At 46.0% G+C, this 24,158-nt stretch carries 17 protein-coding genes and 1 pseudogene; 9 read left to right on the forward strand and 9 right to left on the reverse strand.

From position 1 onward, the window contains the following. From AB6E54_RS15890 to AB6E54_RS15900, 3 genes and pseudogenes are all read right to left on the reverse strand, one after another. A partial coding sequence (locus AB6E54_RS15890; RefSeq protein ID WP_372168947.1) for an IS5 family transposase occupies nucleotides 1–407 on the reverse strand: 407 nt, incomplete at its 3' end. Nucleotides 408–484: 77 nt separating this feature from the next. Continuing rightward, nucleotides 485–1,318 (reverse strand): annotated as a pseudogene (locus AB6E54_RS15895) (HlyD family secretion protein); the annotation flags it as partial. Next, nucleotides 1,319–1,639 (reverse strand): hypothetical protein, encoded by a 321-nt coding sequence (locus tag AB6E54_RS15900; protein WP_017072398.1) that lies wholly within the window; start codon nucleotides 1,637–1,639, stop codon nucleotides 1,319–1,321. It lies immediately after the preceding pseudogene. 636 nt (nucleotides 1,640–2,275) lie between these two features. Here AB6E54_RS15900 and sstT point away from each other — a divergent pair. Further along, complete coding sequence (gene sstT, locus AB6E54_RS15905) at nucleotides 2,276–3,490, forward strand: serine/threonine transporter SstT (protein WP_004732110.1); 1,215 nt, start codon at nucleotides 2,276–2,278, stop codon at nucleotides 3,488–3,490. Nucleotides 3,491–3,728: 238 nt separating this feature from the next. Here the strand turns inward: sstT and AB6E54_RS15910 are convergent, their stop codons facing one another. The 3 genes from AB6E54_RS15910 to AB6E54_RS15920 all read right to left on the reverse strand — a co-directional run bounded on the left by AB6E54_RS15910 (nucleotide 3,729) and on the right by AB6E54_RS15920 (nucleotide 7,811). Beyond that, the gene (locus tag AB6E54_RS15910) at nucleotides 3,729–4,973 is read right to left on the reverse strand and encodes a tetratricopeptide repeat protein (RefSeq protein WP_372106994.1); all 1,245 of its coding nucleotides are present in this window, start codon (nucleotides 4,971–4,973) and stop codon (nucleotides 3,729–3,731) included. Between the two features lie 352 nt (nucleotides 4,974–5,325). Continuing rightward, on the reverse strand, nucleotides 5,326–5,928 hold the full coding sequence (locus AB6E54_RS15915; protein ID WP_048609831.1) for a response regulator transcription factor: 603 nt from the start codon (nucleotides 5,926–5,928) through the stop codon (nucleotides 5,326–5,328). A gap of 11 nt (nucleotides 5,929–5,939) precedes the next feature. Beyond that, nucleotides 5,940–7,811 carry a PhnD/SsuA/transferrin family substrate-binding protein gene (locus AB6E54_RS15920; RefSeq protein ID WP_372103963.1) on the reverse strand — a complete coding sequence of 624 codons (1,872 nt, stop codon included), beginning with the start codon at nucleotides 7,809–7,811 and terminating at the stop codon, nucleotides 5,940–5,942. A gap of 221 nt (nucleotides 7,812–8,032) precedes the next feature. Here AB6E54_RS15920 and dsrO point away from each other — a divergent pair, with 221 nt between their 5' ends. The 5 genes from dsrO to AB6E54_RS15945 all read left to right on the forward strand — a co-directional run bounded on the left by dsrO (nucleotide 8,033) and on the right by AB6E54_RS15945 (nucleotide 15,360). Continuing rightward, entirely contained in the window at nucleotides 8,033–8,869 is an 837-nt protein-coding gene (gene dsrO / locus AB6E54_RS15925; RefSeq protein ID WP_372106940.1) for a sulfate reduction electron transfer complex DsrMKJOP subunit DsrO, read from the forward strand. After that, entirely contained in the window at nucleotides 8,866–10,014 is a 1,149-nt protein-coding gene (nrfD, locus tag AB6E54_RS15930; protein ID WP_372106942.1) for an NrfD/PsrC family molybdoenzyme membrane anchor subunit, read from the forward strand. The genes dsrO and nrfD overlap by 4 nt, the downstream gene beginning before the upstream one ends. A 14-nt stretch (nucleotides 10,015–10,028) precedes the next feature. Further along, on the forward strand, nucleotides 10,029–13,121 hold the full coding sequence (locus AB6E54_RS15935; RefSeq protein ID WP_372106944.1) for a tetrathionate reductase subunit A: 3,093 nt from the start codon (nucleotides 10,029–10,031) through the stop codon (nucleotides 13,119–13,121). 526 nt (nucleotides 13,122–13,647) lie between these two features. Then, the gene (locus AB6E54_RS15940) at nucleotides 13,648–14,289 is read left to right on the forward strand and encodes a cytochrome c (protein ID WP_372106946.1); all 642 of its coding nucleotides are present in this window, start codon (nucleotides 13,648–13,650) and stop codon (nucleotides 14,287–14,289) included. A 9-nt stretch (nucleotides 14,290–14,298) separates the two neighbouring features. Beyond that, the gene (locus tag AB6E54_RS15945; RefSeq protein WP_017070612.1) at nucleotides 14,299–15,360 is read left to right on the forward strand and encodes a c-type cytochrome; all 1,062 of its coding nucleotides are present in this window, start codon (nucleotides 14,299–14,301) and stop codon (nucleotides 15,358–15,360) included. Between the two features lie 141 nt (nucleotides 15,361–15,501). On the opposite strand, the gene AB6E54_RS15950 is transcribed toward AB6E54_RS15945, so the two are convergent. Together AB6E54_RS15950 and AB6E54_RS15955 are read right to left on the reverse strand one after the other, a co-directional pair. Then, complete coding sequence (locus AB6E54_RS15950) at nucleotides 15,502–16,431, reverse strand: LysR family transcriptional regulator (RefSeq protein WP_372106947.1); 930 nt, start codon at nucleotides 16,429–16,431, stop codon at nucleotides 15,502–15,504. Between the two features lie 26 nt (nucleotides 16,432–16,457). Beyond that, nucleotides 16,458–16,898 (reverse strand): Lrp/AsnC family transcriptional regulator, encoded by a 441-nt coding sequence (locus AB6E54_RS15955; protein ID WP_009845852.1) that lies wholly within the window; start codon nucleotides 16,896–16,898, stop codon nucleotides 16,458–16,460. Between the two features lie 141 nt (nucleotides 16,899–17,039). Here AB6E54_RS15955 and AB6E54_RS15960 point away from each other — a divergent pair, with 141 nt between their 5' ends. Then, on the forward strand, nucleotides 17,040–17,624 hold the full coding sequence (locus tag AB6E54_RS15960) for a LysE family translocator (RefSeq protein ID WP_372106949.1): 585 nt from the start codon (nucleotides 17,040–17,042) through the stop codon (nucleotides 17,622–17,624). 55 nt (nucleotides 17,625–17,679) lie between these two features. On the opposite strand, the gene AB6E54_RS15965 is transcribed toward AB6E54_RS15960, so the two are convergent. After that, nucleotides 17,680–18,069 (reverse strand): DUF1294 domain-containing protein, encoded by a 390-nt coding sequence (locus AB6E54_RS15965; RefSeq protein ID WP_372106950.1) that lies wholly within the window; start codon nucleotides 18,067–18,069, stop codon nucleotides 17,680–17,682. A 156-nt stretch (nucleotides 18,070–18,225) separates the two neighbouring features. Here AB6E54_RS15965 and AB6E54_RS15970 point away from each other — a divergent pair, with 156 nt between their 5' ends. Then, nucleotides 18,226–19,998 (forward strand): alpha-amylase family glycosyl hydrolase, encoded by a 1,773-nt coding sequence (locus tag AB6E54_RS15970; RefSeq protein ID WP_372106952.1) that lies wholly within the window; start codon nucleotides 18,226–18,228, stop codon nucleotides 19,996–19,998. A gap of 353 nt (nucleotides 19,999–20,351) precedes the next feature. Next, nucleotides 20,352–24,050, forward strand: coding sequence for a pullulanase-type alpha-1,6-glucosidase (gene pulA, locus AB6E54_RS15975; protein ID WP_372106954.1), 3,699 nt, complete (start codon nucleotides 20,352–20,354; stop codon nucleotides 24,048–24,050). Nucleotides 24,051–24,158: the final 108 nt, after the last annotated feature.

Consider the following 24,158-nt stretch of genomic DNA (forward strand, 5'->3'; position numbering starts at 1 on the left):
TTTTTTACTTTCCATTCACCTTCACCGTAGACCTTTAGCCCTGTTGCATCAATGGCTAAATGCTGTATTGCGCCTCGGGTCTTTGTCTTGAATGACACATTAACCGTTTTGGCTCGTTTACTGATGCATGAATAATGAGGACATGACAACGGGAGTTGAGCGAGTTTGAAAACAGAATCGATGAATCCTTGTAACGCTCTCAACGGCATCGCGAATACTCGTTTAACCATGAGGGCGGTCGTAATGGCTAAGTCACTAAACAATCGAGGTCGACCTCGTTTACCTTGCTTGAGTTGCTTCCACTGTTGAATCGTTTCCTCATCAATCCAGAATGTCAGTGAGCCACGATTGATTAGGGCTTGGTTATATTGTTTCCAGTTAGTTGTTCTGTAGCGAGGCTTTGGCATTGCTCTAAGTATGTGAGTGAACTTAGATGATCTGATCGTAGCTTTAAGCATTAGTTCCCTGATTTAGGAAACAAAGCCGTGTACATCTGCAATCGTGGAACTCTAGAAACAAGCTGACCTTCACGAAGAATAAAGTTAGTCACAAAGCCATCAGCGGGTGCATAAATCTTGGTGCTATCAAGATCCCATTTTGCTTTATTCACCTTCTGAATTGTTTCGTTAAAGTCTGACTGACGGGATTCAACCGAGAGTTCCGCTTTGGTTATTTGTAGCTTGGCTTTCTCTACATCAGATTTCTTTTTGCTCAGCTGTGACTCAAGCTTGGCCACAGTGTACACAGCAGAATCGGCGACCGTTTGCTGGTTATCAATCATGCTTTCAGTGATCGTATTACGCACGACTCGGTTTTGTTCAAGATAACGCTTCAACGTTCTTTTCTGTAAGTCTCTATTTGACTGAGCAGCTGAAAGCTCACTTTGTGTCATTTCAAAATCATGTAACGCTGCCTGATAGCTGGATTCAGCGATTTTTACTTCTTCAGCCGCAGTGCTAACCGCTACGTTTGCCGAGTCGCGCGAAATCTTCGCTTGTTCATAAGCAATTTGATAAGGCTCGTTTTCAATCTCATAGATTAACTGCCCTTTCTCAATGCGTTGGTTCGGGGTGATATAAATCTGGTCGACCTTGCCCGAGACATTGGTTGAGGTTGGGCGAAGCTGAATGTGAGGAGACTGCACCACAGAGCCTCCCGACAAATCCATTGGTGTATAGTTAATTAATCCTACCCACACAAATAACAACCAACCACTGCCTCCTAGATAAGCGAATGCTTTAGTCCCTGTGTTCCAAGGCATGCCAACAAGCCTTAATAAATAGATGAACAAACACCAAACCGCTAAACCTTCTAACATTTAGACATCCTCTGATTGATTAACTTGAGCCGGAGAATTCCATAAATCACGCAGTCGGATAATGGCTTTTTCAAAATCTACAAACGCAATGATAATGGCGAGCACCCACACCCAGTGCCAAATGAAGCCAATCCAAGTGAGCGCGGTAATCAACCCTATCTGATGGTGGTCAGTCTTATGAGCCTTTTGAATAGGGATCTCGTGAAGCTTCCAAAAACCGAACAGGCCAGCCGCTATGGTGCTGATCAGCACGATAGCGGCTGCTATATGTAAAACGGTATCTGCAGAGGTTTCTACATAAGGGATACTGATTAAACTCATTGCTCATACTCTTGTAAATTAAGACCAACACAGGATATATGCCACCCACTTACAACGGCAATTTTAGATAAATTACGTCATATAAAATAACATGATGATATAAATCACCAGATAAGGTGTGCGATATATCAAAGTAGCAAGGTATTAAGTTCAGTAGCCTGACGCTATTAAGGAGAGCTGATGAGATTCACAGCTAACGCTGCTTAAGTAGGTGGGAATGCCGATAGAAAGATTAGATAACGACAAAACATGGCAAGTCATGCACCAACGTAGATTAAGCAAAGTAGGTGATGTCTATGATGTCTGTTGAAGTGGCTTTTTTACCTATACAAGTTTAGGCAGCTATTTCCGAACACAATGTTTTTATCAGTAATGGTTTACACACCATAAATACTAGAACATTAAGCCAATGGAACATTATTCAGCAGACTTATACCTCAACAAAAACACAAAAATTTAACATTTAGCTCTAAAAACACCACGCAGCGCAAACAATCACCCTAAAAGTAAACTATTCCTAGACACCCTCTTAGATCCCGCTAATATGACCGCCCATTCCACTAGTGTATAGTTGGATTTGGTACAACTTTATAAAAAAATACATCACTATAATAAATTAACAATTGCAGGTATTTTATGCAAAATCACAACATGCTCGCCCGCATCGCTCGTGGAAATCTCGTTCTACAGATCCTTGCTGGTATTGTTTTCGGTGTCGTTCTCGCCATGGTTTCTCCTTCAGCAGCTCAAGATGCAGGCCTATTAGGTAGTCTGTTTGTTGGTGCTCTGAAAGCTGTTGCCCCAATTTTAGTATTCATTCTTGTTGCAGCTTCTATCGCAAACCAAAAGAAAGGTCAGCATACTCATATGCGTCCAATCATTGTGCTTTACCTGATTGGTACGTTCTCTGCAGCACTGACTGCTGTAGTACTGAGCTTCATGTTCCCAACCACTTTGACACTGGTTGCTGGCGCTGAAGGTGCTAACCCTCCTCAAGGTATCGCGGAAGTTCTTCATACGCTTCTATTCAAGCTTGTAGATAACCCAGTTAGCGCACTAATGAACGCTAACTACATCGGTATTCTTGCTTGGGCAATCGGTCTTGGTCTTGCTCTGCACCACGCATCAGCAACAACAAAAGCGGTTTTCGAAGACCTTAGCCACAGTGTTTCACACATTGTTCGCTTCATTATTCGTCTTGCGCCATTTGGTATCTTCGGCCTTGTTTCGACTACATTCGCAACAACGGGCTTCGATGCACTAGCAAGCTACGGTCAACTGCTAGCGGTTCTACTAAGCTCAATGCTGATCATTGCTCTTGTCGTTAACCCACTGCTTGTCTTTGTAAAGACAAAACAGAACCCATACCCACTTGTGCTGCAATGTATTCGTGAGTCTGGTGTAACGGCATTCTTCACTCGTTCAAGCGCTGCAAACATCCCAGTGAACATGAACCTTTGTAAGAAGCTAGAGCTAGATGAAGATACTTACTCTGTATCAATCCCTCTAGGCGCAACCATCAACATGGCGGGTGCTGCAATCACCATCACTGTGTTAACGCTTGCCGCTGTACACACAATGGGTATTGAGATTGATATCTTCACTGCGATTCTACTAAGCCTTGTTGCTGCAATTTCAGCATGTGGCGCATCAGGCGTTGCCGGTGGTTCACTGCTACTGATTCCTCTAGCTTGTGGCCTATTCGGTATCTCAAACGATGTAGCGATGCAGGTTGTAGCGGTTGGTTTCATCATTGGTGTGATTCAAGATTCGGCTGAAACAGCGCTTAACAGCTCAACTGACGTAGTGTTCACTGCGGCTGTATGTAAAGCTGAGCAAAACAAAGCTTAACAGCTCTTAGTATTAGGCTTTAGCTCTAAGCTCTAAGCTCTAAGCTCTAAAAGCAAATAGCACACAAATAAAAAGGGAAGCATTCGCTTCCCTTTTTTGTTGTCTTGGTTTTCTAGATTACGGCTAGGAGCTATATAGATTTATAGCTTTATAGATTTATAGATTTATAGATTTATAGATTTATAGATTTATAGCTTCAGTCATTCTTGTCTAACTCATCAAAGATAACCAACACGTTTTAGTGGTTGCTTTTCCAGCTTGGATCCACTGCTGCCTGACTGAAGTCTAGAGAGTTAGGGCTTGCTTCTTTGTTATGCGTTGCTTGATCGCTGGGTGACCCTTGATTCGCAGCACCGCTATCATGGTTTGGCGTCGCCTGCTGGCTGTAATCGACGTTAGCACCTTGCTCACTCGACGCTTTGGTATCTAAATGACTACCATCGACATTTAACTCTTCGCCTTCTTCATCGGACGCTTCTTTCACTTTCTTAGGGATCGGTATATTGCGCTTGTAGAGCTTATTGAGCGCTTTAATGATTGAATGCTTAGTGATCGCTTCTTGAGTCAACTTAGTCATGATCGGCTTAGTCAGAGCTTGTAAGCCCACGACGGCATCGACACCCAGTTCACCACCAACTTTATCCCGCAAATGCTTCGCTTCTGAGTAGCCAAAATGAGCAGACAAAAATAGCCAGATATAAGCAATCGCGTTGCCGTGTTCACCATGGTCAATCCAAGCTTCGCCAGCTCTAAACATGGCTTCTGCACTGTTCTTTTCTGCGGCAGTTTCAAACCAGTACACCGCTTCGCCGTGATTCGGTTCAACACCAACACCGTTCAAATAGCTCATACCCAGTTTGATCTTGCCGTCTAGGTTGTTTTTTTCAGCGGCCTTTTGGTACCACTCGACAGAGCTTTCAGCCGAGTAATCTGGATTCTCTTTATCTAGACACCAGTCACCGATAAACAGCATCGCTTCGGTATTACCACCAGCCGCAGACTCTTCAATATAGGTATAACCCTTAGGGATGTTCTTATCGGTTCCACGACCAAAGACGAGCGCTTTGCCCATCTCGAATTTCGCCGATACGTCATTGTCTAAAGCAGAGATTGCTAGCTGCCAAAAGTTGGCTTTCTCTCTTAAAATGAGGTCTTCTTTACGCTTCATGCTTAGGCGCACAATGCCGTACATGCCATTGATATTATCGAGTTGCGCCGCTTTGTCGTACCAATACAGAGCTTCCTTTATATTGTTACGTTCAGCTTCTTTTGCCAAATACAGAATCGACGGTACATGACCGGTTTCGGCTTTGAAGTGACGCTCTTTTTGCTCTTGTATGCGCGCTTTTTCAATCGCTTTTCGGTAAGCGACAGCACGAGCCTTACGTTCTTGTTCCAAGCGCTGCTTTCTTAGCGATAAAGAGATCAGCCACACGGCGACAAGTATTAACGAAAGAGCCGTCGCACCAATTGCGATTCCCATTGTACTCATAAAATATTTAACCTAACTCGGCAGATACAAGACTCGACGTTGAGAGTGTGTTCTACCCATAGTGAATGTTATGTTTCGAATTACAGGGAAAAGTGCAGTTACTGGCACGTTCCGCCTTAAAATGAACTTAGTTCAGTATCTCAGGATTACATTGCGATAAGAAGCCTAGGAGGTTCAATCCGTATGCAGTCCATAGACGATGTGATCTTGCTTCAATATAGATAAATTATGAAGGCTGCCTTTCATCAGGAAAGTCCTAAAGCTTGGTGACGAAATTGATGTTTTTCCCATCAACAATTTCGTGCAACTGCCGTACAACTCTCTTACAGGAATAGCTCTATACCTAGGTCAATTGACCGTATATGTAAGCCAACTCGGCAACCGTCTTCGCTGAGAATTTCTTCATCAAGCTTGCTCGGTGTACTTCCACTGTTCTCATGGCAATGCACAATTCATCGGCTATTTTCTGGTTACGCTTACCGTCGATAATTTGTTTGAGGATGTCTATCTCACGCTCGGTTAACGACGCGTACGCTTGGCGATACACATTCATGTGTAAGTGCTTTTCTGAAGCGTCCAAACCTTGCTTGATCGCCTCAGCTAACTCATTGCCTTTAACTGGCTTTTGAAAGAAATTCACCGCGCCGGCTTGTAAGGCTTCAACCGCCATTGGCACATCACCGTGCCCCGTCAGGTAAATCACCGACAGTGGGCTCTGCGCTTTTACCATCAACTCATGAACTTGCTGCCCTCTCATCTCTGGCATTCGGCTGTCTAAAACCACACAACCCGGCGCACTCAAGTCCACTGAGTCTAAAAAACTGGGGCCATCTTCAAAAGCTGACACAGTGAAATCATGCTCTTCTAATAAGAACACCAACGAATCGCGCATCGACTCATCGTCATCAACCACATAGACAGGAAGCCTTTGATGAAGTTCAGACATAACAAGATTCCTTATGAATCATTTGAAAGAGAGAAAGGCAGTGTCACCGCAACATGACATCCATGTGGGGTGAGTGACGTGATCGTCATTTGACCACTGTGATCTTCAATAACATCTTGGCAAATCGCGAGCCCAAGCCCCAAGCCATTTTCTTTGCTGCTCACAAAGGCTTGAGTCACTTCTTGTTCAGTGAAATCTAAACCGGTGCCGTTATCGATAATCGACAACATTATTTTATCCGGTTGATACTCGGTAATCACTTTAATTGTCGATGGTTCGTTGTTTTTGTTACCAATATCAGACGTAGCGCTTTGTTCGCGATGCATCTGAGCATTACACGCATCAGTCGCATTGTTGATCAAATTTACAACCACCTGCTGCAATCCGACGGGGTCAACATGTAGCGTGATAGGTTTACCCACGACATAACGTTCAATGGTTATCTTGTGTTTCTGTAATCGAAATTGCAGTAGCTCGATGGTATCTGTAAGAAGAGCTTCTATATCAGTTTGAGATTTATCTGATGAGCGTTTTTTGATCATGTTTCTTAAGCGCTGGATGATCGCATCAGCACGGTCCACTTGCGACTGGATCTTCTCAAATACAGGCTCTATGTCAGTCAGCGGTTTGTTCTTCGAAATCCGCAGTAAACCACCTTCGCTATAATTCCGAATAGCTGCCAAAGGCTGATTAATCTCGTGTGCCAAGCTACTTCCCAGTTCACCAACTACCGCGATTCGTTGTGAGTGCTCTAGCTGTTCACTCTTACTTTTCAGCTTATAAAGCGTCGCTTCTAGTTGCTTTTTGCTGCGACTGAATTTGTATTCTAGCCAGAAGTGGTAAGCATTCAGAGACACGACAAGAATAAAGAACGCCCATGCCCACTGTTGATTGTACTTGAGCCAGATTAACGCTTCTTTCCACCAAGGTTGTTGCAGTGGATGCATGTCGAGTTGTTGATATAGCTTGTCGATCGCCAGCAAGCTTGTCGGTGACGTCCAACCCGATGCATTCGCTGCAATGGCCGGTGCGCTGCTCTTAGGCATCGCAAATAATACCTGACTCATCTGTTTGGCCAGTGCCGAAGAAGCCCGCTCTGTTTTGGCGAACGACCAGTTGGGGTACAACGGCGTAGACACTTGGCATCGGAATCCTTCTGGCGCTTGATTCTCGATAATTCGATATTGCCCCGCCACCAGCAAACCTTCACTGATCATGTTCTCAACTAAACAGCTTGGTACGACAGCCGCTTCAATGTGCCCTTCACGTAGTTGATACAAGCTGGCGTCGATCGGGAAACCTAAAAATTGGGTGTTAGAGAAAAAGTGGTTGGGATTAAGCCCTTGTTGCATCACTTGGTAACGCATAGTGAGGTAACCGCCAAACGCATTTTCAGAGACAGCAGCAATCGGCTTTCCACTAAGTTGCTCAAACGAGATATACGGTGACATTCTTCTGACCACTAATGCAGAACCGATACTGCGCGTGCTGCTCACACCTTGATCGTCGTAATTGTGACTGGTCATGGTCGCCATCCAAGAGAGCGCGTATTGACGTCCTAAACGCACTGCTTGGCCGGGATTGGTGACAACAAAATCGACCGTGACATCTTTCACCGCTTCCGCCATCTCTTCTAAGTTGAAAGGCTTGAGAACAAAGTGTTTGCCGGGAATGCGCTCCGACAACCAATCCATCGTCGGCTGCCAACGCTGCTGCGCGGAAAGCTTGCCTCGAATAGCCAGCACACCGACCTCAATCACCTGTTCCGACTCAACAGTGTTTGATGTTGTAATCTCTTGCTCCGCTTGAGCGGCTAAACAGATTCCTGCAGTTAGACTCAACCAACAAAGGCTAACGATTGATATTAGGTTTCGGACTGTCACTAAAATCTCTTTCTCCACACTGATGGCATGTTCACACTCGAATAACGCATTGACGACACGTTAAATAGAGCCTTTAAACAAAGCATAACAGCTAGATTGGTAAAACCACATTTGTTCTAGATCAACTTTGATCTGGGTATGTGGAAATCCACAATACCCCGCGTACGCCCAAAATCTGACAATGAGCCCAACAGATAGAATACCCATTTATAGGTACCAACATGGACTCATTGAAAAGACGGTTTCTCAGCCAATTCGGCAAGGTTTCCGCTGGTGCTGCGCTCATTCCCATCACCGGAATCAACACCGTAGTCGCAAGCACAGCCATTCGCAATAACAACCAACCTGACCGCAAAGGCGAAGTAGGTAAACGCTACGCCATGGCGGTTGATTTACGTAAGTGCGTTGGCTGTCAGGCGTGCACTGTTGGCTGTAGCGTTGAAAACCAAGCACCAATTGGCCAGTTCAGAACCACCGTAAAACAGTATGAAGTCTCCCTTGATGATGGTTCGACTGCTCAACAAGACGTGAAATCTTTCATGTTACCTCGCCTCTGTAATCACTGTGACAACGCCCCCTGCATCAAGGTTTGTCCAGTTCAAGCGACCTTCCAACGTGAAGACGGCATTGTAATGGTCGACAACGAACGCTGCGTAGCCTGTGCTTACTGCGTTCAAGCCTGCCCTTACGACGCTCGATTCATCAATAACGACACCCTTACCGCAGACAAATGCACCTTCTGCGCAAACCGCCTTGAAGACGGCTTACTGCCTGCTTGTGTAGAAACCTGTGTCGGTGGTGCTCGTGTGATTGGTGACCTCAAAGACCCAAACAGCGAAATTAACCGCCTGCTCAATGAAAACCAAGACGACATAAAAGTGCTTAAACCAGAGCAGAATACCAACCCCCATGTTTTCTATATCGGCATGAACGAGCGATTCGTTAGCCACATTGAAGGCCAACCTGCGATTTATGATCCAGCCGCCATCGATAACTCATCCTCTAGCAAACAAGAATTGGCAATCGCGACACAAGGCAAACAAGGAGAGACAGCATGAATATCACTGAAGTGTTAGTTCCCGCTCAAGAGATCGCTTGGCTACCGTGGGCGGTTCAATATTTCTTCTACATTGGTTCAGCTTACGCAGCGGCTATTCTGTTTTTGATTGCACTGATATTCAAAAACTCAACCAGCCATCAATTCCGTTCTGCCCTTGTGCTTGTGATGGCCATCGGCGCGATTGTTGGGCCATTAGCATTAACCGGTGATTTGCACCAACCGGGACGTGCTTGGCACTTCTACGCCCACATCACGCCTTGGTCATGGATGTCATTGGGCTCTCTGTTTCTGCCTTTGTTTTCTGGTCTGGCTGTTGCGACTGCTTGGGTTTACCTGCGTGATGACATCGCACAGCTCAAAGAGAGTGAAAACCCACTTCTAAAACGTTTGTCTTGGCTGACGCTAGGTAAATGGCAAATATCATCAAAGCTGATGATTGCACTCGCTGCTGTGACGGCTATTTCGGGCCTAAGCATCGCGCTTTATACAGGCGCAGAGATTGCGATTTTGGCGAGCCGACCGCTTTGGCATCAACCGGCTTCTCCACTACTTTGGTTCACGACCGCATTCTTTGCTGCTACAGGTTTAACGCTGTTGATTTGGGCTCTGCTGCCTTCAAGCAAACCAAGCTTAAAACCAACAGACCTAGCTCTGATACAAAGAACCATTACCTTGACAGGTGGCCTTGCCATCATTCTTACGTCGATTTGGGCATCTAACCATGGTCACATCAATCTCTATGAGAACAACGCTTGGGGAATCAACTTAGGCATCATGACCACCAGCATTTTGCTGTGCATGATCTTGGTTCTCCCCCTACAACGCCTATCGCAAAGCAAGCTAGGAATTGTCTGTGTAGCACTTGCGACCATGATTTCAGCATGGGCGGTACGTTGGGTCACCATGATGGAAGTTCAAACCATTCCACGTTTTGATGTAGGCCCATTCCCTTATGAACTGCCGATGGGTAGCGCTGGGTTACTTGGCATTATTGGTATGTGTGGCCTTTGGTTAGCGCTTGCGCTATTTGCTTCTGAAATCGTGTCTGCTGGATCGTCAAGAACAACTGGCTCTGCGACAAAGACAGCATCTAAGCCAAACCAAAACACACCGTCACCACTTAACCGCTCACATAGCTTGTAGTCTGAGGAATCATCATGGATAACAAACGTCGTCAATTTTTGAAAACAGGCCTTGCTGCCGGTGGTGTTGGAGCTTTTGCTGCAGGTTATGCGACAACCACAAAGCATATGGTTCACGGTGCTATTGATGGCACCGCAGGTAAGAAAACCAATCACATCCATCACGGTAATTCGTTAGAGACGGAATACAGTGTCGATGAACAAGGTAAGATTTCGCCGAATCCAAACCAACGCGTGGCACCATCAATGTGTTTCGGCTGCTGGACACTGTGTGGCTTGCGTGTACGTATCGATAATCGCAATGACGAGATCTTGCGTATCTCAGGTAACCCGTACCACCCGCTATCAAGTGATCAGCAAATCCCGTTCAAAACGCCTGTAAAAGACGCCTACATTGGCTTGTCTGGTGAATCTGGTATCAACAATCGTTCGACAGCCTGCGCCCGTGGTAATGGCATGTTAGAGATCCAAAACAGCCCATACCGAATCACTCAACCCTTAAAACGTGTTGGTAAACGAGGTGAAGGCAAGTGGGAGCCGATCAGCTACGAGCAACTTATCTCTGAGATCACCAAAGGTGGTGACTTGTTCGGTGAAGGCAAAGTTGAAGGCTTGCGATCGATTCGCGACATCGAAACACCACTCGATCCAAATAATCCTGAATACGGACCGAAAGCGAACCAGTTATTGGTGACCAATGCAGGTAATGAAGGTCGTGACGACATCTTGAAGCGCTTTGCATTTAACAGCTACGGCACACGCAACTTTGGTCACCACGGCTCTTACTGTGGTTACGCGTTCCGTGCGGGTTCAGGTGCGATCATGAACGATCTAGACAAGTTCTCGCACTTAAAACCAGATTTCAACAACGCAGAGTTCATTCTTTTCATCGGTATGTCTCCGGCTCAAGCGGGTAACCCGTTCAAGCGTCAAGCAAGACAGCTGGCTGAGGCTCGTACCAACGGAAAACTGAGCTACACCATTGTGACTCCAAGCCTTCCGGCAGGATCGTCAAGCCTTGCGGCGGGCGATCGCAATAACTGGCTACCGATCAAACCGGGCACCGATTCAGCATTAGTTCTTGGCATGATCCAATGGATCATCGAAAACCAACGCTACAATCACGACTTCTTGTCTCGCCCAAGTGCGCAAGCGATGCAAAAAGCAGGCACCACCCACTGGTGCAATGCATCTCACCTCGTGATCAGTGACGAGTCGCACCCACAAAATGGGCGTATGCTTCGTGCATCGGATATAGGGTTGCTAGAAACAGGCGAACCGATGTCTGACGATGACGGATTTATCGCACTTGATGTGACAACGTCACTATTGGCATCACATATTCAGGTGAATGAAGCGGCTCTGTTCGTCGATCAAGACGTAGAAGTTGATGGCCAGACTGTTCGTGTTAAGTCCTCTCTGCAAAGATTGAAGGAAGAAGCCTTCAAATATGACCTTGCATACTACAGTGAGCAGTGTGAGATCCCGCAGGACCAAATTATTGCGCTAGCGAAACGCTTTACCAGTTACGGGACGAAAGCAGTAGTGGATACTCACGGTGGCAACATGCACACCAACGGCTTCTACAACTCGTTCTCTATTCTGATGCTGAACGCGCTGATCGGTAACATCAACGCGAAAGGCGGTGCGATGGCGAAAGCAGGTGGCTACCCGACTTCTGTTGCAGGTCCACGTTACGACTTTACCAAGTTCAAGGGTAAGACTAAGCCGCAAGGTGTGTTCTTGTCTCGCAGCAAATTCCCGTATCACAAGACCAGCGAATACAAGCGTCGCGTTGCTGCAGGTGAATCACCTTACCCGACACGCGCGCCGTGGTATCCAATCTCAGCACCGCTGTTAACCGAGCATTTATCAGCTGCGATTGATGGCTACCCTTACCGAGCAAAGGCATGGATCAACCACATGGCGAACCCACTTTATGGTGTTCCGGGTTTAGACAACTTGCTGGGTGAAAAGCTTAAAGATCCAAAACAGCTTGGCTTGATCGTGTCTATCGATGCCTTCATCAATGAGACCACAGCGTTATCGGATTACCTCGTGCCAGACACAGTGACCTACGAAAGCTGGGGCATGGCAACCCCGTGGCATGGCGTCGCGACCAAAGCGATCACCGCTCGATGGCCGATTGTTGAACCTAAAACCTCACGCACTCAAGACGGGCGCGCCATTAACCTAGAGAACTTCTTTATTGATCTGGCGAAAACACTGGGCTTAGGTGGCTTCGGCGACAACGTAATCAAAGACAATCAAGGTAACTGGCACGGTATCCATAGCGCTGAAGATTTCTACCTGCGCTCGGCTGCTAACTTAGCGTTCGTAAAAGGTGGCGTGCCGAATGTAGACGCCGAAGATATTGTTTGGTCTGGTCTGGAGCGCCTAGTGCCTGTGATGAACAAAACGCTCAAGCCTGAAGAGATGCTCAAAGTAGCGTATATCTTTGCGCGTGGCGGTCGTTTTGAAGACGCCACCAATGCCTACACCAATGAAACCATGAAGTACAAATGGACCAAACCACTGGCTATTTGGAATGAAAAGCTTGGCACCTCTCGCAACACCATCAGTGGCGAGCAGTACATGGGTTGCCCGACATGGTATCCACAAAAGCTGGCAGACGGCACGCCATTAGCAGAGCAATTCCCAGCAAAAGAGTGGCCGTTCACCCTGACCAACTTTAAGTCCAACATTCACAGTGCGGTGTCCAACTTGTCACCACGCTTGGAGTCTATCAAAGGCGTGAACCCGGTTTACATTCACCCACAAGACGCCTCTTCTGCAGGCATCAAAACCGGTGACGTATTTGCCATTGAAACACCGAGCTCAACCACACACGCGTTGGCGATGGTGATTGATGGCATCAAACCGGGCACATTAGGCTTTGAACATGGATTTGGCCACAAAGAACTCGGTGAGCGTGCACACTGGATTGGTGACACACAACAACCGGTGAAAATGAAGTCAAACGATGGCGTTAACATCAATGATATTGGCTTGATTGATCCGACGAGAGAAGGCAAAGGCGTGATGTTGGATTGGGTTGTGGGCGCAGCAGCAAGACAAGCGCTTCCGGCTAAGATCTACAAGGTCTAGCTTAAACTCAGCAAGCTATAACTTAGGCACAGAGTCAAAACACTTCCTTATCTGATCTGCAGATGAGAACACAACAGGGCAACTTCGTCATTTGAGGTTGCTCTGCTTTTTCGCCCCCTTGATCTAGAAAAGCACCCTATTTGGATAAACGTCCAATCTACATAAAGTACCCAATCTAGATAAAGCATCCGCTCTAGATAGAGTAATCAACCCAAAGCCATTAGGTAATCTTCATTTCACCACAACTTTTTTAGCCCGCCTCCATAAAGCAGCTATGCTTATACAATCGGTGCCATAAAAGAGCCTTAACAAGCAGTTATACCGAGGCGAACATGGCAGTTCCCTTGCATTTCATAAACGGCAGTTGGATCAACCTATAGAAGTTCACATCAATACCATTATGGTGATTGAGGTTATTAATGTGAGACTCACCTCAAGTTCCAAGTGAATTAATGTGGAAATCCACAATAGCGCGAACAACCAATTATGTCGAAAATGCATACATTACAACCAATAGCGACGCCTCATGACTAAGCTGACAATTAAAACTCAAACTCTAACGCTTTGCATCGCTGCTCTAGGAAGCCTTTCTTTATCCGCTTTTGCACAAGCAGCACCTAATCCAATGCCAGAAGCCGCAGAAACTTGTAGCGGCTGCCATCAAGCCGACGGTAAAGGCATGCCCAACATTGCCCCTATGCTTGCAGGGCTCAATGCTGACTATCTAGAACATCAACTGGTTCTGTTCTCAAATGGTGAGCGTCAAAGCGCGATCATGAAGGGAATGGCTGACGGTGTATCTGATCCCGCTGTTCGTCGTGAAGTTGCAGAATACTTCGCTTCATTACCTTCATACGACTTCACCGATTTAGAACAACGCGGCTCACAAGCCGATATCGATAACCCGTATCGTAAACTTGTATTCCAAGGTGATTGGGATCGAAACATTCCTGCTTGTGCTACCTGTCATGGACCAAGTGGTATGGGCGTAGACAAATTTCCTCGCCTAGCGAGTCAGCATGCCGACTACATTCAGACTCAGCTCAACGCTTGGAAAAACGGCACTCGTAAGGGTGATGATTTAAACATGATGGGCAATATCGCCGGCAAGTTGACCGACGATGAGATCAAAAACCTCTCTTACTATTTCGCATCTTTCCGATACTAAAGGGCTCGCATGAAAACATTACTTCTAATTACCGCAACCCTTGCCTCTGGAATCGCTTATGCCGAAGGTGAGTTGCCCGATCGCCAAACCGAACTGCCCGCCGTTGAAAAACCACAAGATAATAAATATCTGGTGCCACGCGACTTGGTAGATATTCCTGATGGGGAATTTGGTGACAAAGTAAAACTGGGCTATTCCCTGTTTGTCGATTCACAACAGATGCGTGGTACGTTCGTCGGCAATGAACAAAACTGTGTCAACTGCCACATGCAAGCGGGCATGAAGCCTAACGCTGCCCCTCTTTGGGGTGCGTACATGGCCTACCCTGCGTATCGTTCTAAGAATGACAAGGTAAACAGCTACGCAGAACGTATCCAAGGTTGCTTCACCTACTCAATGAATGGTCTGCCACCGGCTGAGGGTTCAAAAGAGATGGTCGCACTGACGGCGTATTCATACTGGCTGGCGATGGGCGGCATCTTAGACAAGAACGGCATGCAAGATACACCCGTTCCTGAGATTAGCGATGCCGACTTACAAGTCGGTGGTAAAGCGGAAAGCTTCCCTCTCCCTGAAGAGCTGTTAAGCAAATACCCAATCGATGGCCGCAGTAAGTTGGCAGGGCGTGGCTATCCTAAGATTGATAATCCTGAACAAGAGCCATCGATAGCGCGTGGTGAAAAGGTTTACCAAACCAACTGCCAAACCTGTCATGGTCAAAATGGTGAAGGTATTAAAGGGGCTGACGGACGTTCATACTTTCCACCATTGTGGGGCGAAAACGCGTATAACTGGGGCGCGGGTATGCACCGGGTGAACACCGCTGCCTATTTCATCTATGAAAACATGCCGCTTGGAAAGAGCCAGCAACTTTCGATTCAAGATGCATGGGATGTGGCTGCATTTGTGAATAGTCATGAACGCCCACAAGATCCTCGATACAAGGGTGATGTTGCTAGCAATGCTAAGCGCTACCACAATCACCAAGGTTACTATGGCAAAGAAGTTGATGGTCATGTACTAGGTACCAAAGCTTATCCGAGTGGTAAAGAAGTGATTCATGAGCATTAATAGGTATTAGTGAATATGAGCCGTTCACGCCAGCTATAGCTATGCTTTACATTGTAAATCAGTGATAGCCGGAACAATTAAAAAGGAGCCAGATCGTGTGACGATCTGGCTCCTTTTTAGTTTGAACTATTAGAAACACAACTAACCTTGCTGCATCTTCTCCCAAATCGTCGGAGAGCCAATATAGTCTTGAACCGTAGTGATGAATTCTTTGACTAGTTTGGTTTGCTTACGGTGCGGATAGACAGCGTAGATTGCGGTATCAATCGTAGAGATCGGATAATCCGGCAGTAAAGTGACCAAGCCAAGTTCTTTCATTGAGGCATACAGGTTTGATTGGTCAAGGAAGCCATAGCCCAAGCCATCTTTTACGCAAGAGACCATGGTGCGAACATCACTCACCTTATAGTTGCCACGAATCGTCAGGCTCTGGAAAGTATTTCCTCCCGGCTCTTCACTGATTCTCAGATGATCGACCGTCATATCACCATTGGTATAAATCACAGCGGGTAACACGAGCAAATCTTGTGGCGTTTTAGGTTCACCATGCTGCTTCACAAAGTCGTTCGAGGCGACCAACATAAAGTTACTGTCGGCAATCTTCTTGGCAATCAAATTCGATTCAACAAGCTTGCTGAAGCGAAACGCGATATCAAACTGCCCTGCAATGATGTTGGCGATCTTATCGTCTAGTGAAAGTACGATCTGAACATCTGGGTACTTTCTCATGAACTGAGTTATGATAGGTTGCAGATATTGCTGCCCAAAATAGATCGGTGAAGTAATTCGTAGCACGCCTTTTGGCTCTGACTGGTATGAATCTGCAATGCCTTGAATCTGATTGATGGTGTCTTTCAGTACATAGGTTTGTGCGAGAATATCTTCCCCTGCCGACGTCAACGAAAACGAGCGTGTAGAGCGGTTCAGCAGCTGAACACCTAAATCTTGCTCGAGCTTTTTGATCTGTTTAGAGAGTGATGAGTTGTCCATATCATGTAAGGTTGCCGCTTTGGTAAACGACCCTTGTTGAACCACATCTAAGAACAATAACAACTGATTAGTATTTGGCACTGCGCCTCTCCTGAAATAAAACTCGACTAGCGTTCGTCTTTAGGGGTGTCCATCACAACCATAGTCGTAATAGATTGCACCTGAGCACATTCCCCAAGCACATCGGCATGAAACTTCTTATAGCCCGGTAGGTCTTTGGTTTCTACCCTTAGCAAGTACTCGTTGGCACCGGTAATGTTGTGACACTCCACCACCTCTTTTTCCATACTGACATGCTGTTCAAACTCTAGTTGAGCCGCTTTGCTGTGGCTCGATAAACCAATCGAAACGTAAGCAATAAAGCCAACGCCCATCAGGCCATTATCCAGAACTGCACGGTAACCTTGAATGATCCCTTTACGCTCGAGATCTTGTACTCGCCTTAAGGTCGCTGAAGCCGACAAACCAATTCGTTCAGAAAGCTCAATATTGGAGATTCTGCCGTCCAATTTAAGCTCTTGCAATATCCTTTCGTCAAATCTATCCATAAGTACTTATTATTGTGCATTAAGTGATAATTGAGGAAATAAAAGCACATAATTGCCTCACTTTCCACCTACTATGTTTCTCAACACGTGAAAGTCATGACCGGTCAGTCACTTCGTTCATTTTACTGCTGGAGAACCATAATGCCTTTAGAACAACTTAGCGCACTTGCCTTGTTTGCGTTTGTCTCGACCTTCACACCAGGTCCAAATAACATCATGCTCATGACATCAGGAGCAAATGTTGGCTTTGCCCGTACTATTCCACACATGCTTGGCATTGCTCTAGGGTTTGCAGCCATGTTGCTGCTGGTTGGCTTCGGTTTAATGGGCATTTTCAACGCGTACCCAGTTACTCACCAAATACTGAAATACCTGAGCCTTGCTTACCTCGTGTACCTTGCAATCAAGATAGCATTGAGCGGCAAAGCGAAAAGTACTGAAGCTTTTAAACCAATGACCTTCCTCGGCGCTGCCAGTTTTCAGTGGGTGAACCCTAAAGGTTGGTCAATGGCGCTGACTGCGATTTCAGTTTATAGCAGCGGCAGTTCATGGTGGGAACTTGCAATCATCGCAGGTATCTTCACGCTAGCCAACTTGCCTTCTGTGACCTTCTGGACGGTAGCAGGCAAGCAACTACAACACTGGTTAACAACACCAGTCCGCATTAAAAGCTTCAACTACGGTATGGCTGGCTTGCTTCTAGCATCGACCATTCCGATGCTCTAGTTGAATAACTTCTGTATTTTAACGGTTGGTACTCCTGTGCTAACCGTTATTCTCTTTATAAATAACCCACAAGTTCACTAAGCCAACGACCAAGCATCGTCTGCCCGCTCGGCGTTAACGTCCACACAAACGCCGCAACATTCACTGCCACTGTCACCCAATATATGGCTCTGAACGGCTGCTTCTGCGTTTTATGACGCAGCTTATCTTGAGCAATCAACGCCCCTAGCCAGCCACCAGCAACAGAAAAAATATGCAGAGTTTTCTCTGGCACACGCCAATTGCCATTGATCGCTGCTCGCTTGTCCTTCGCGTACACAAAAAACGTCACGAAACCGATAACCAAATACCACACCAACAGCGCTTTAGAACTTTCCGCAAACAACACAGACACCGCCACCAGAACCAAATAAGTGATAACGATTTGAATAGATGAAGACAACATGACTCCTTTTGAGCAACAGCTCACATACTGTAGCAATTACGCCCTGTAGATTTTGATAAGGATGAGTAAGGCATATTGTAATTCGGTTAGCCTGCAAAGAATAAACTAGCCCTTTCATCGCTACATAACATGATGGAAGTTAAAGGAATTATAAATATGTACAACCAAAAGTACGCCATCTACCAAGTTTTTACGCGTTTATTTGGCAATAAAAACACCCAACATGTTCCATGGGGCACAATCGAGCAAAATGGCGTCGGTAAGTTCAGTGATTTTACCGACAAAGCGCTGTCTGAAATCCGCAAACTCGGTATGACTCATATTTGGTATACCGGAGTGCCACATCATGCGCTCATCAATGACTACAAGCACCTTGGTATTTCAGACGATCACCCTAGCGTGGTAAAAGGCCGTGCGGGATCACCATATGCCGTCAAAGACTACTATTCCGTAAACCCAGATCTCGCAGACAACCCTGAATGCCGACTAGAGGAGTTCGAGGCACTAATCAAAAGAAGTCACGACAATGGTTTAAAAGTGATTATCGATATCGTACCGAATCACGTTGCGCGTCATTATAAAGGCTTAAACAACCCAGAAGGTGTCAGTGACTTCGGCGCTCAAGATGACACAACGCTGGAATACCACAAAGACAATAACTTCTACTACATTCCCAACAGCACCTTTGAATTGCCAGACATAGAGCCCGCCTTTACGCCGCTAGGTGGTGAACAGCACCCTAGCCTAAGCTCCCCGTTTATAGAGACGCCCGCCAAATGGACAGGTAACGGCTCACGTTTAGCCAAGCCTAGTTTCGACGATTGGTATGAAACCGTAAAGATTAATTACGGTGTGCGCCCTGACGGTTCAAAAGATTTCCCTGAGATCCCCAAAGACTATGCCCAACGCGATTACCGAGAGCATCACCAATTCTGGGAATCGGTCGCTGTGCCTAGCTCTTGGGTTAAGTTCCGAGACATCGCCTTGTTCTGGTTAGACAAAGGCGTTGATGGATTCCGTTACGACATGGCTGAAATGGTGCCAGTTGAGTTTTGGAGCTACCTCAACTCATCAATAAAGATGAAAAACCACGATGCCTTTCTGATGGCAGAGGTGTATCAGCCGGACTTGTACCGTGAATACATTCACTTAGGCAAGATGGACTACCTCTATGACAAGGTAGATCTGTACGACGCCCTCAAAGCCATCATGCAAGGCAAGGCTTCAACGGCAATCATCCCTGAAATCCAACATCAAATGCACGACATTGAACATCATATGCTGCATTTTTTGGATAACCATGACGAGCAACGAATCGCCTCACCAGAGTTGGTAGGCAATCCACATATCGCAAAGCCTGCGATGCTAGTTAGCGCTCTATTGAGCAGCTCTCCAACCATGATCTACTTTGGGCAAGAAGTCGGAGAACCCGGTGCGGAGAATGCAGGCTTTGGACAGCCCTCACGAACTTCCATATTTGACTACATCGGAGTCCCACAACACCAAAAGTGGATGAACCACGGCGCATTCGATGGTGAGTTACTAAACAATAACGAAAAGCAACTGCGTCACTTCTATCAAAAGGTAATGAACTTTTCGCTAGAGCACTCGTCGATGACAGGTGATTACCAAGACTTACACCAGTGCTGTAACTTAAGTGATTCAGTCTACGCATTTCTGCGCTCTGACCACCAAGAGCTAACCATTGTTGCAGCTAATTTCAGCCAACATACCACTGAAAATATTCACTTAAAGATTCCAAGTGATGTAATCCAAAAACTCAAATTAGTTGATGGTCGTTACATACTCAATGAATATATTGAAGGCATAGCGCAACAAGTGCTCGACATTGAGAACAGTGTTGGCAGTTTTAATATTGAATTGAAACCGCTGGCGTCTTTGGCTTGGGTGTTATCCTTAAATGGATGATATACCTATCAATATAAATTACCGAACAGCTCGCTTTTAGCTAATTGATAAATAACTTAATTTCCATATTAAATTAACACTCTCTCAATTCGATATATTACTCACAATAATAAGGATGAGCTCTCATCCTTATTAACTACGCCTAGCCTCTACGCCTTACATTATTGATATTATGCAAATGAGTCATTGATCCAATTAATTTAACAATAACCAAATACAAAGCGTGATATTGACACTAGGTTTCCTATATTTACGAATTTAAAATAACTTTATACATTGCCATCACAAATAGTTGACCTTGGTTAAAGCTAGGATATTCATCTTCATAAAAAGTGAAATATGGATATCAAAACGTGAACAACATAAATATTAATAAAATTATCTCTCTACGAAATACCTTCAACAATACCAAAAAGAAGAGCTTCAAACGCTCTACATTGGCCAAAGCAATGTTACCGCTCTTCACCGCTACTTTGATCGCGGGTTGTGGTAGTGATAATGATAGCGACAACGGTACAGCCCCTGGCAACAGTGGTTTATACCCTGCTGCTGAAAACGAAGTCGTTATTTACTACAAACGCGATGTTGCCGCTGCCAGCTCATCTGGCTCAACTTACGACGGTTGGGGGCTTCACCTTTGGAATGGTGAAGGCTGTACCAGCACAGACTTAGTCGGCATGGGGTTGAGTGAAACCGGAACCGATTGGAACAGCCCTTACGAATACGATGGTATCAGCGATACTTACGGTGCCTATTATGTGTTGAAAGTTGACCCAGATGCCTCTGACCCACACAAATGCATGAACTTCATCTTGCACAATGGTGATGAGAAAGCATTTGGCAGTGCGAACTCAAAAGTCGAGTTAACTAAGCTTGGCGATTCACAAGGCGTATTTGGTTTCCATGGCAGCAGCGAGTTGTACTACGACCCTATTTCAGAGCGACCAGTCAATATTGATGGTCAAAAAGCACACTGGCTAGATGCAACCACAATTGGTTGGGAAGCGGCTAGCAATGCAGACTCTGTGAAGCTTTTCTATGCACTAGACAACAGCATCACAATGAACGATGACAAAGAGATTGTCGGTGGAACTGCAATTGAACTAAGCAAAGACGGAGAACTATCTTCTGAATTGAAAGAGCGTTTCCGACACCTTGCAAGCTTACCTGCCCTAGCTATCGATGTTGACGACAGCACACTTCGCACTATTTTAAAATCTCAGATAATTTTTGTTGCCTACAATGCCAATGGCGATGTTATCTCTTCAACTGAGGTTCAAAAACCTGGTGTGCTTGATGCGGTATTTGCTAGCGAAGATGCTGGTAATGCAATGGCTGAAGAACTCGGCGCGATTGTTGAAGGCAGTGCGGCGACCTTCAAGCTTTGGGCACCAACCGCGCAAGATGTAGAGCTAGTTCTTTACAGCGAAGACCTGAAAAGCTCACAAGTTTTTCCAATGACAGAAAGCACTGAGACGGGTATTTGGGCGACTGACGCGGTACCTAACGCTGTCAACAGTTACTATCGCTACCAAGTGAAGGTTTACCACCCAACCACAGGCAACATTGAGACTCGCCTAGTGACAGACCCATATTCTCTCAGCTTATCGAAGAATTCGGCATACTCTCAAGTGATTGACCTAAATGATTCAACCTTGAAACCAGCGAACTGGGACAACTACCAACGACCAACCGTAGAAAAAGACGAAGACCACGTACTTTACGAATCACACCTACGTGACTTTAGCTTCAGCGATAAGCTCGGCACAGCTAGCCTAAATGGCAAGTACCTCGCTCTTACAGAAGCCGATCGTGAGTCGGTCAAACACCTACAAGCTCTCCAAGAAGCAGGTTTAACTACGCTGCATATCTTACCAGCATTTGATATCGCTACCGTCGATGAAGATGCCGCGAGCCGTGTTGATATCACCGACACCGTAGGAAAACTGTGTGATGTAAAACCGACAGCTACCTTATGTGGAAGCGAAGACGAAAACAAAGTCATCGAAGACGTACTCGATGGTTATGACCCTTCAACGGGTGACGCACAAGCATTAATGAATGACCTTCGTATGCTTGATAGCTTCAACTGGGGCTACGACCCATTCCATTACACAGTGCCTGAGGGAAGTTACGCGACCGATCCTAATGGTTCTCAGCGTATTCTCGAATTCCGTCAGATGGTCAAAGCTACGCACGACATGGATCTTAAGCTGATCATGGACGTGGTATACAACCACACCAATGCGTCTGGTGTGAACGATAAGTCGGTACTGGATAAGATTGTCCCTGGGTACTACCACCGTCTTAACGTCAACACTGGTGGCGTAGAAAACTCGACTTGTTGTGACAACACTGCGACCGAAAACCTGATGATGGGTAAATTGATGGTCGACTCACTTAAAGTGTGGGCTGACGACTACAAAGTGGATGGTTTCCGTTTTGACTTGATGGGCCACCAGCCAAAAGATGTAATGGTCGAAGCATTGGAAGAAGTGCGCAAAATCGACCCGAATACTCTGTTCTACGGGGAAGGCTGGGACTTTGGTGAAGTCGCCAACAACGCCCGCTTCGATCAAGCAAACCAAATCAATATGGCAGGTACTGAGATCGGTACATTCTCAGACCGTTTGCGTGACGCCGTTCGTGGTGGTAGTCCGTTCGACGGTGGCGTCGATTCAGCAGGCAACCACCCACTTCGCTTTAACCAAGGCTTTGGTAACGCAGCGATTGCCAATGAAGAAACCAAAGTTGATCAAGATTCGATCAATGGTCGTTTACATAACCAAGACCTTGTTCGTTTGGGGATGGCAGGTAACCTCGCAGAATACGTACTGATTGATTACAAAGGCGATACCAAATTGGGTAAAAACGTTGATTACAACGGCGCGCCAGCTGGTTACACCAAGATGCCTTCAGAGAACATTTCTTACGTATCGAAGCATGATAACCAAACGCTTTGGGATAACAACGCTTACAAAATCGCCACTGGTACTAGCTCTGCAGAACGTGCTCGTATGCAGTCTGTATCACTCTCGACCGTCATGTTGGGCCAAGGCATCCCGTTCATCCACATGGGGTCTGAACTGTTACGTTCTAAATCGATGCAGCGTGATTCTTACGACTCTGGCGATTGGTACAACCGTGTGATGTTTGATGGTACTGGCAATAACTGGAATGTTGGCTTACCTCGTGAAGACAAAGATGGTGCCAACTGGGAACTCATCAAAACCATCATTGCCGACAGCACAGCCAAGCCTGCAAAAGAGGACATTGACCTAACCAAGCAGCAATTCCTAGAGCTGTTAAAAATCCGCAGCTCAAGTGAACTGTTCCGCTTAGACACAGCAGAAGAAGTCATGAAGCGTGTCGACTTCCGCAATGTGGGCAAAGATCAAATCGAAGGCCTGATCGTGATGTCAATTGATGACGGAATCTCCACGGGCAAAGACCTAGATACTACCGCTGATGCGATTGTGGTTGTTATAAACTCAACGAGTAAATCTCAATCGTTCAAGATCACGGGAGCAACGGGCTTTACACTTCACACCGTTCAACAGAGCTCTGAAGATGACATTGTAAAAGGTGCAAGCTTCGCCGCTGAAACCTTCACAGTCCCTGCACTAACCACCGCTGTATTTGTACAAGCTCAAGGCGATGCACAAGGTGCTGGTTTGCCGGTTGATAACTCAGGCAAGGATGTATCGAGCATTCCGCCATACGGCCAAACAACCGTCTACGTTAAAGGTGACATGAATGGATGGGGCGCAACGGATGATTGGGCAATGAGCTTTGTCGCTAATGGTGTTTATTCTGTGACAGGCAACTTGGAAGCGGGTAACTATGGCTTCAAGTTTGCTGATGCTGATTGGGTATCACCTAACTTTGGTTGTGATTCCGTTGAACTTGCTGATGGATCAATCGACCTAGGTACTGATGGTAACTGCCAACTAAGCGTAACAGAAGCTGGTAGCTATACATTCACTCTGAATGCGATTCACGAGCTGGATGACGACGTAGATGGCCCAGTTGTTTCAGTAACCAAGAACTAAGTCTTAAAGCTTGGAATTCTAATAAAAAGATAATAAAACCAGCGAAAGCTAGCCTTTGGGAGACGTCAGTCTCCCTTTTTTACAACTATTGAACCCAGCAGATTTAAG

The organism is Vibrio sp. 10N.247.311.49 (assembly GCF_041467655.1).
Taxonomy (GTDB): domain Bacteria; phylum Pseudomonadota; class Gammaproteobacteria; order Enterobacterales; family Vibrionaceae; genus Vibrio; species Vibrio crassostreae_C.

What these genes read in the sequence shown, in the direction of transcription:
- AB6E54_RS15910 (WP_372106994.1), bottom strand. Translation starts at nt 4,973, where the DNA reads ATGGGAATCGCAATTGGTGCGACGGCTCTTTCGTTAATACTTGTCGCC.
- sstT (WP_004732110.1), top strand. Translation starts at nt 2,276, where the DNA reads ATGCAAAATCACAACATGCTCGCCCGCATCGCTCGTGGAAATCTCGTT.
- AB6E54_RS15945 (WP_017070612.1), top strand. Translation starts at nt 14,299, where the DNA reads ATGAAAACATTACTTCTAATTACCGCAACCCTTGCCTCTGGAATCGCT.
- AB6E54_RS15970 (WP_372106952.1), top strand. Translation starts at nt 18,226, where the DNA reads ATGTACAACCAAAAGTACGCCATCTACCAAGTTTTTACGCGTTTATTT.
- AB6E54_RS15960 (WP_372106949.1), top strand. Translation starts at nt 17,040, where the DNA reads ATGCCTTTAGAACAACTTAGCGCACTTGCCTTGTTTGCGTTTGTCTCG.
- AB6E54_RS15955 (WP_009845852.1), bottom strand. Translation starts at nt 16,898, where the DNA reads ATGGATAGATTTGACGAAAGGATATTGCAAGAGCTTAAATTGGACGGC.
- AB6E54_RS15965 (WP_372106950.1), bottom strand. Translation starts at nt 18,069, where the DNA reads ATGTTGTCTTCATCTATTCAAATCGTTATCACTTATTTGGTTCTGGTG.
- dsrO (WP_372106940.1), top strand. Translation starts at nt 8,033, where the DNA reads ATGGACTCATTGAAAAGACGGTTTCTCAGCCAATTCGGCAAGGTTTCC.
- AB6E54_RS15915 (WP_048609831.1), bottom strand. Translation starts at nt 5,928, where the DNA reads ATGTCTGAACTTCATCAAAGGCTTCCTGTCTATGTGGTTGATGACGAT.
- AB6E54_RS15940 (WP_372106946.1), top strand. Translation starts at nt 13,648, where the DNA reads ATGACTAAGCTGACAATTAAAACTCAAACTCTAACGCTTTGCATCGCT.
- AB6E54_RS15900 (WP_017072398.1), bottom strand. Translation starts at nt 1,639, where the DNA reads ATGAGTTTAATCAGTATCCCTTATGTAGAAACCTCTGCAGATACCGTT.
- nrfD (WP_372106942.1), top strand. Translation starts at nt 8,866, where the DNA reads ATGAATATCACTGAAGTGTTAGTTCCCGCTCAAGAGATCGCTTGGCTA.
- AB6E54_RS15935 (WP_372106944.1), top strand. Translation starts at nt 10,029, where the DNA reads ATGGATAACAAACGTCGTCAATTTTTGAAAACAGGCCTTGCTGCCGGT.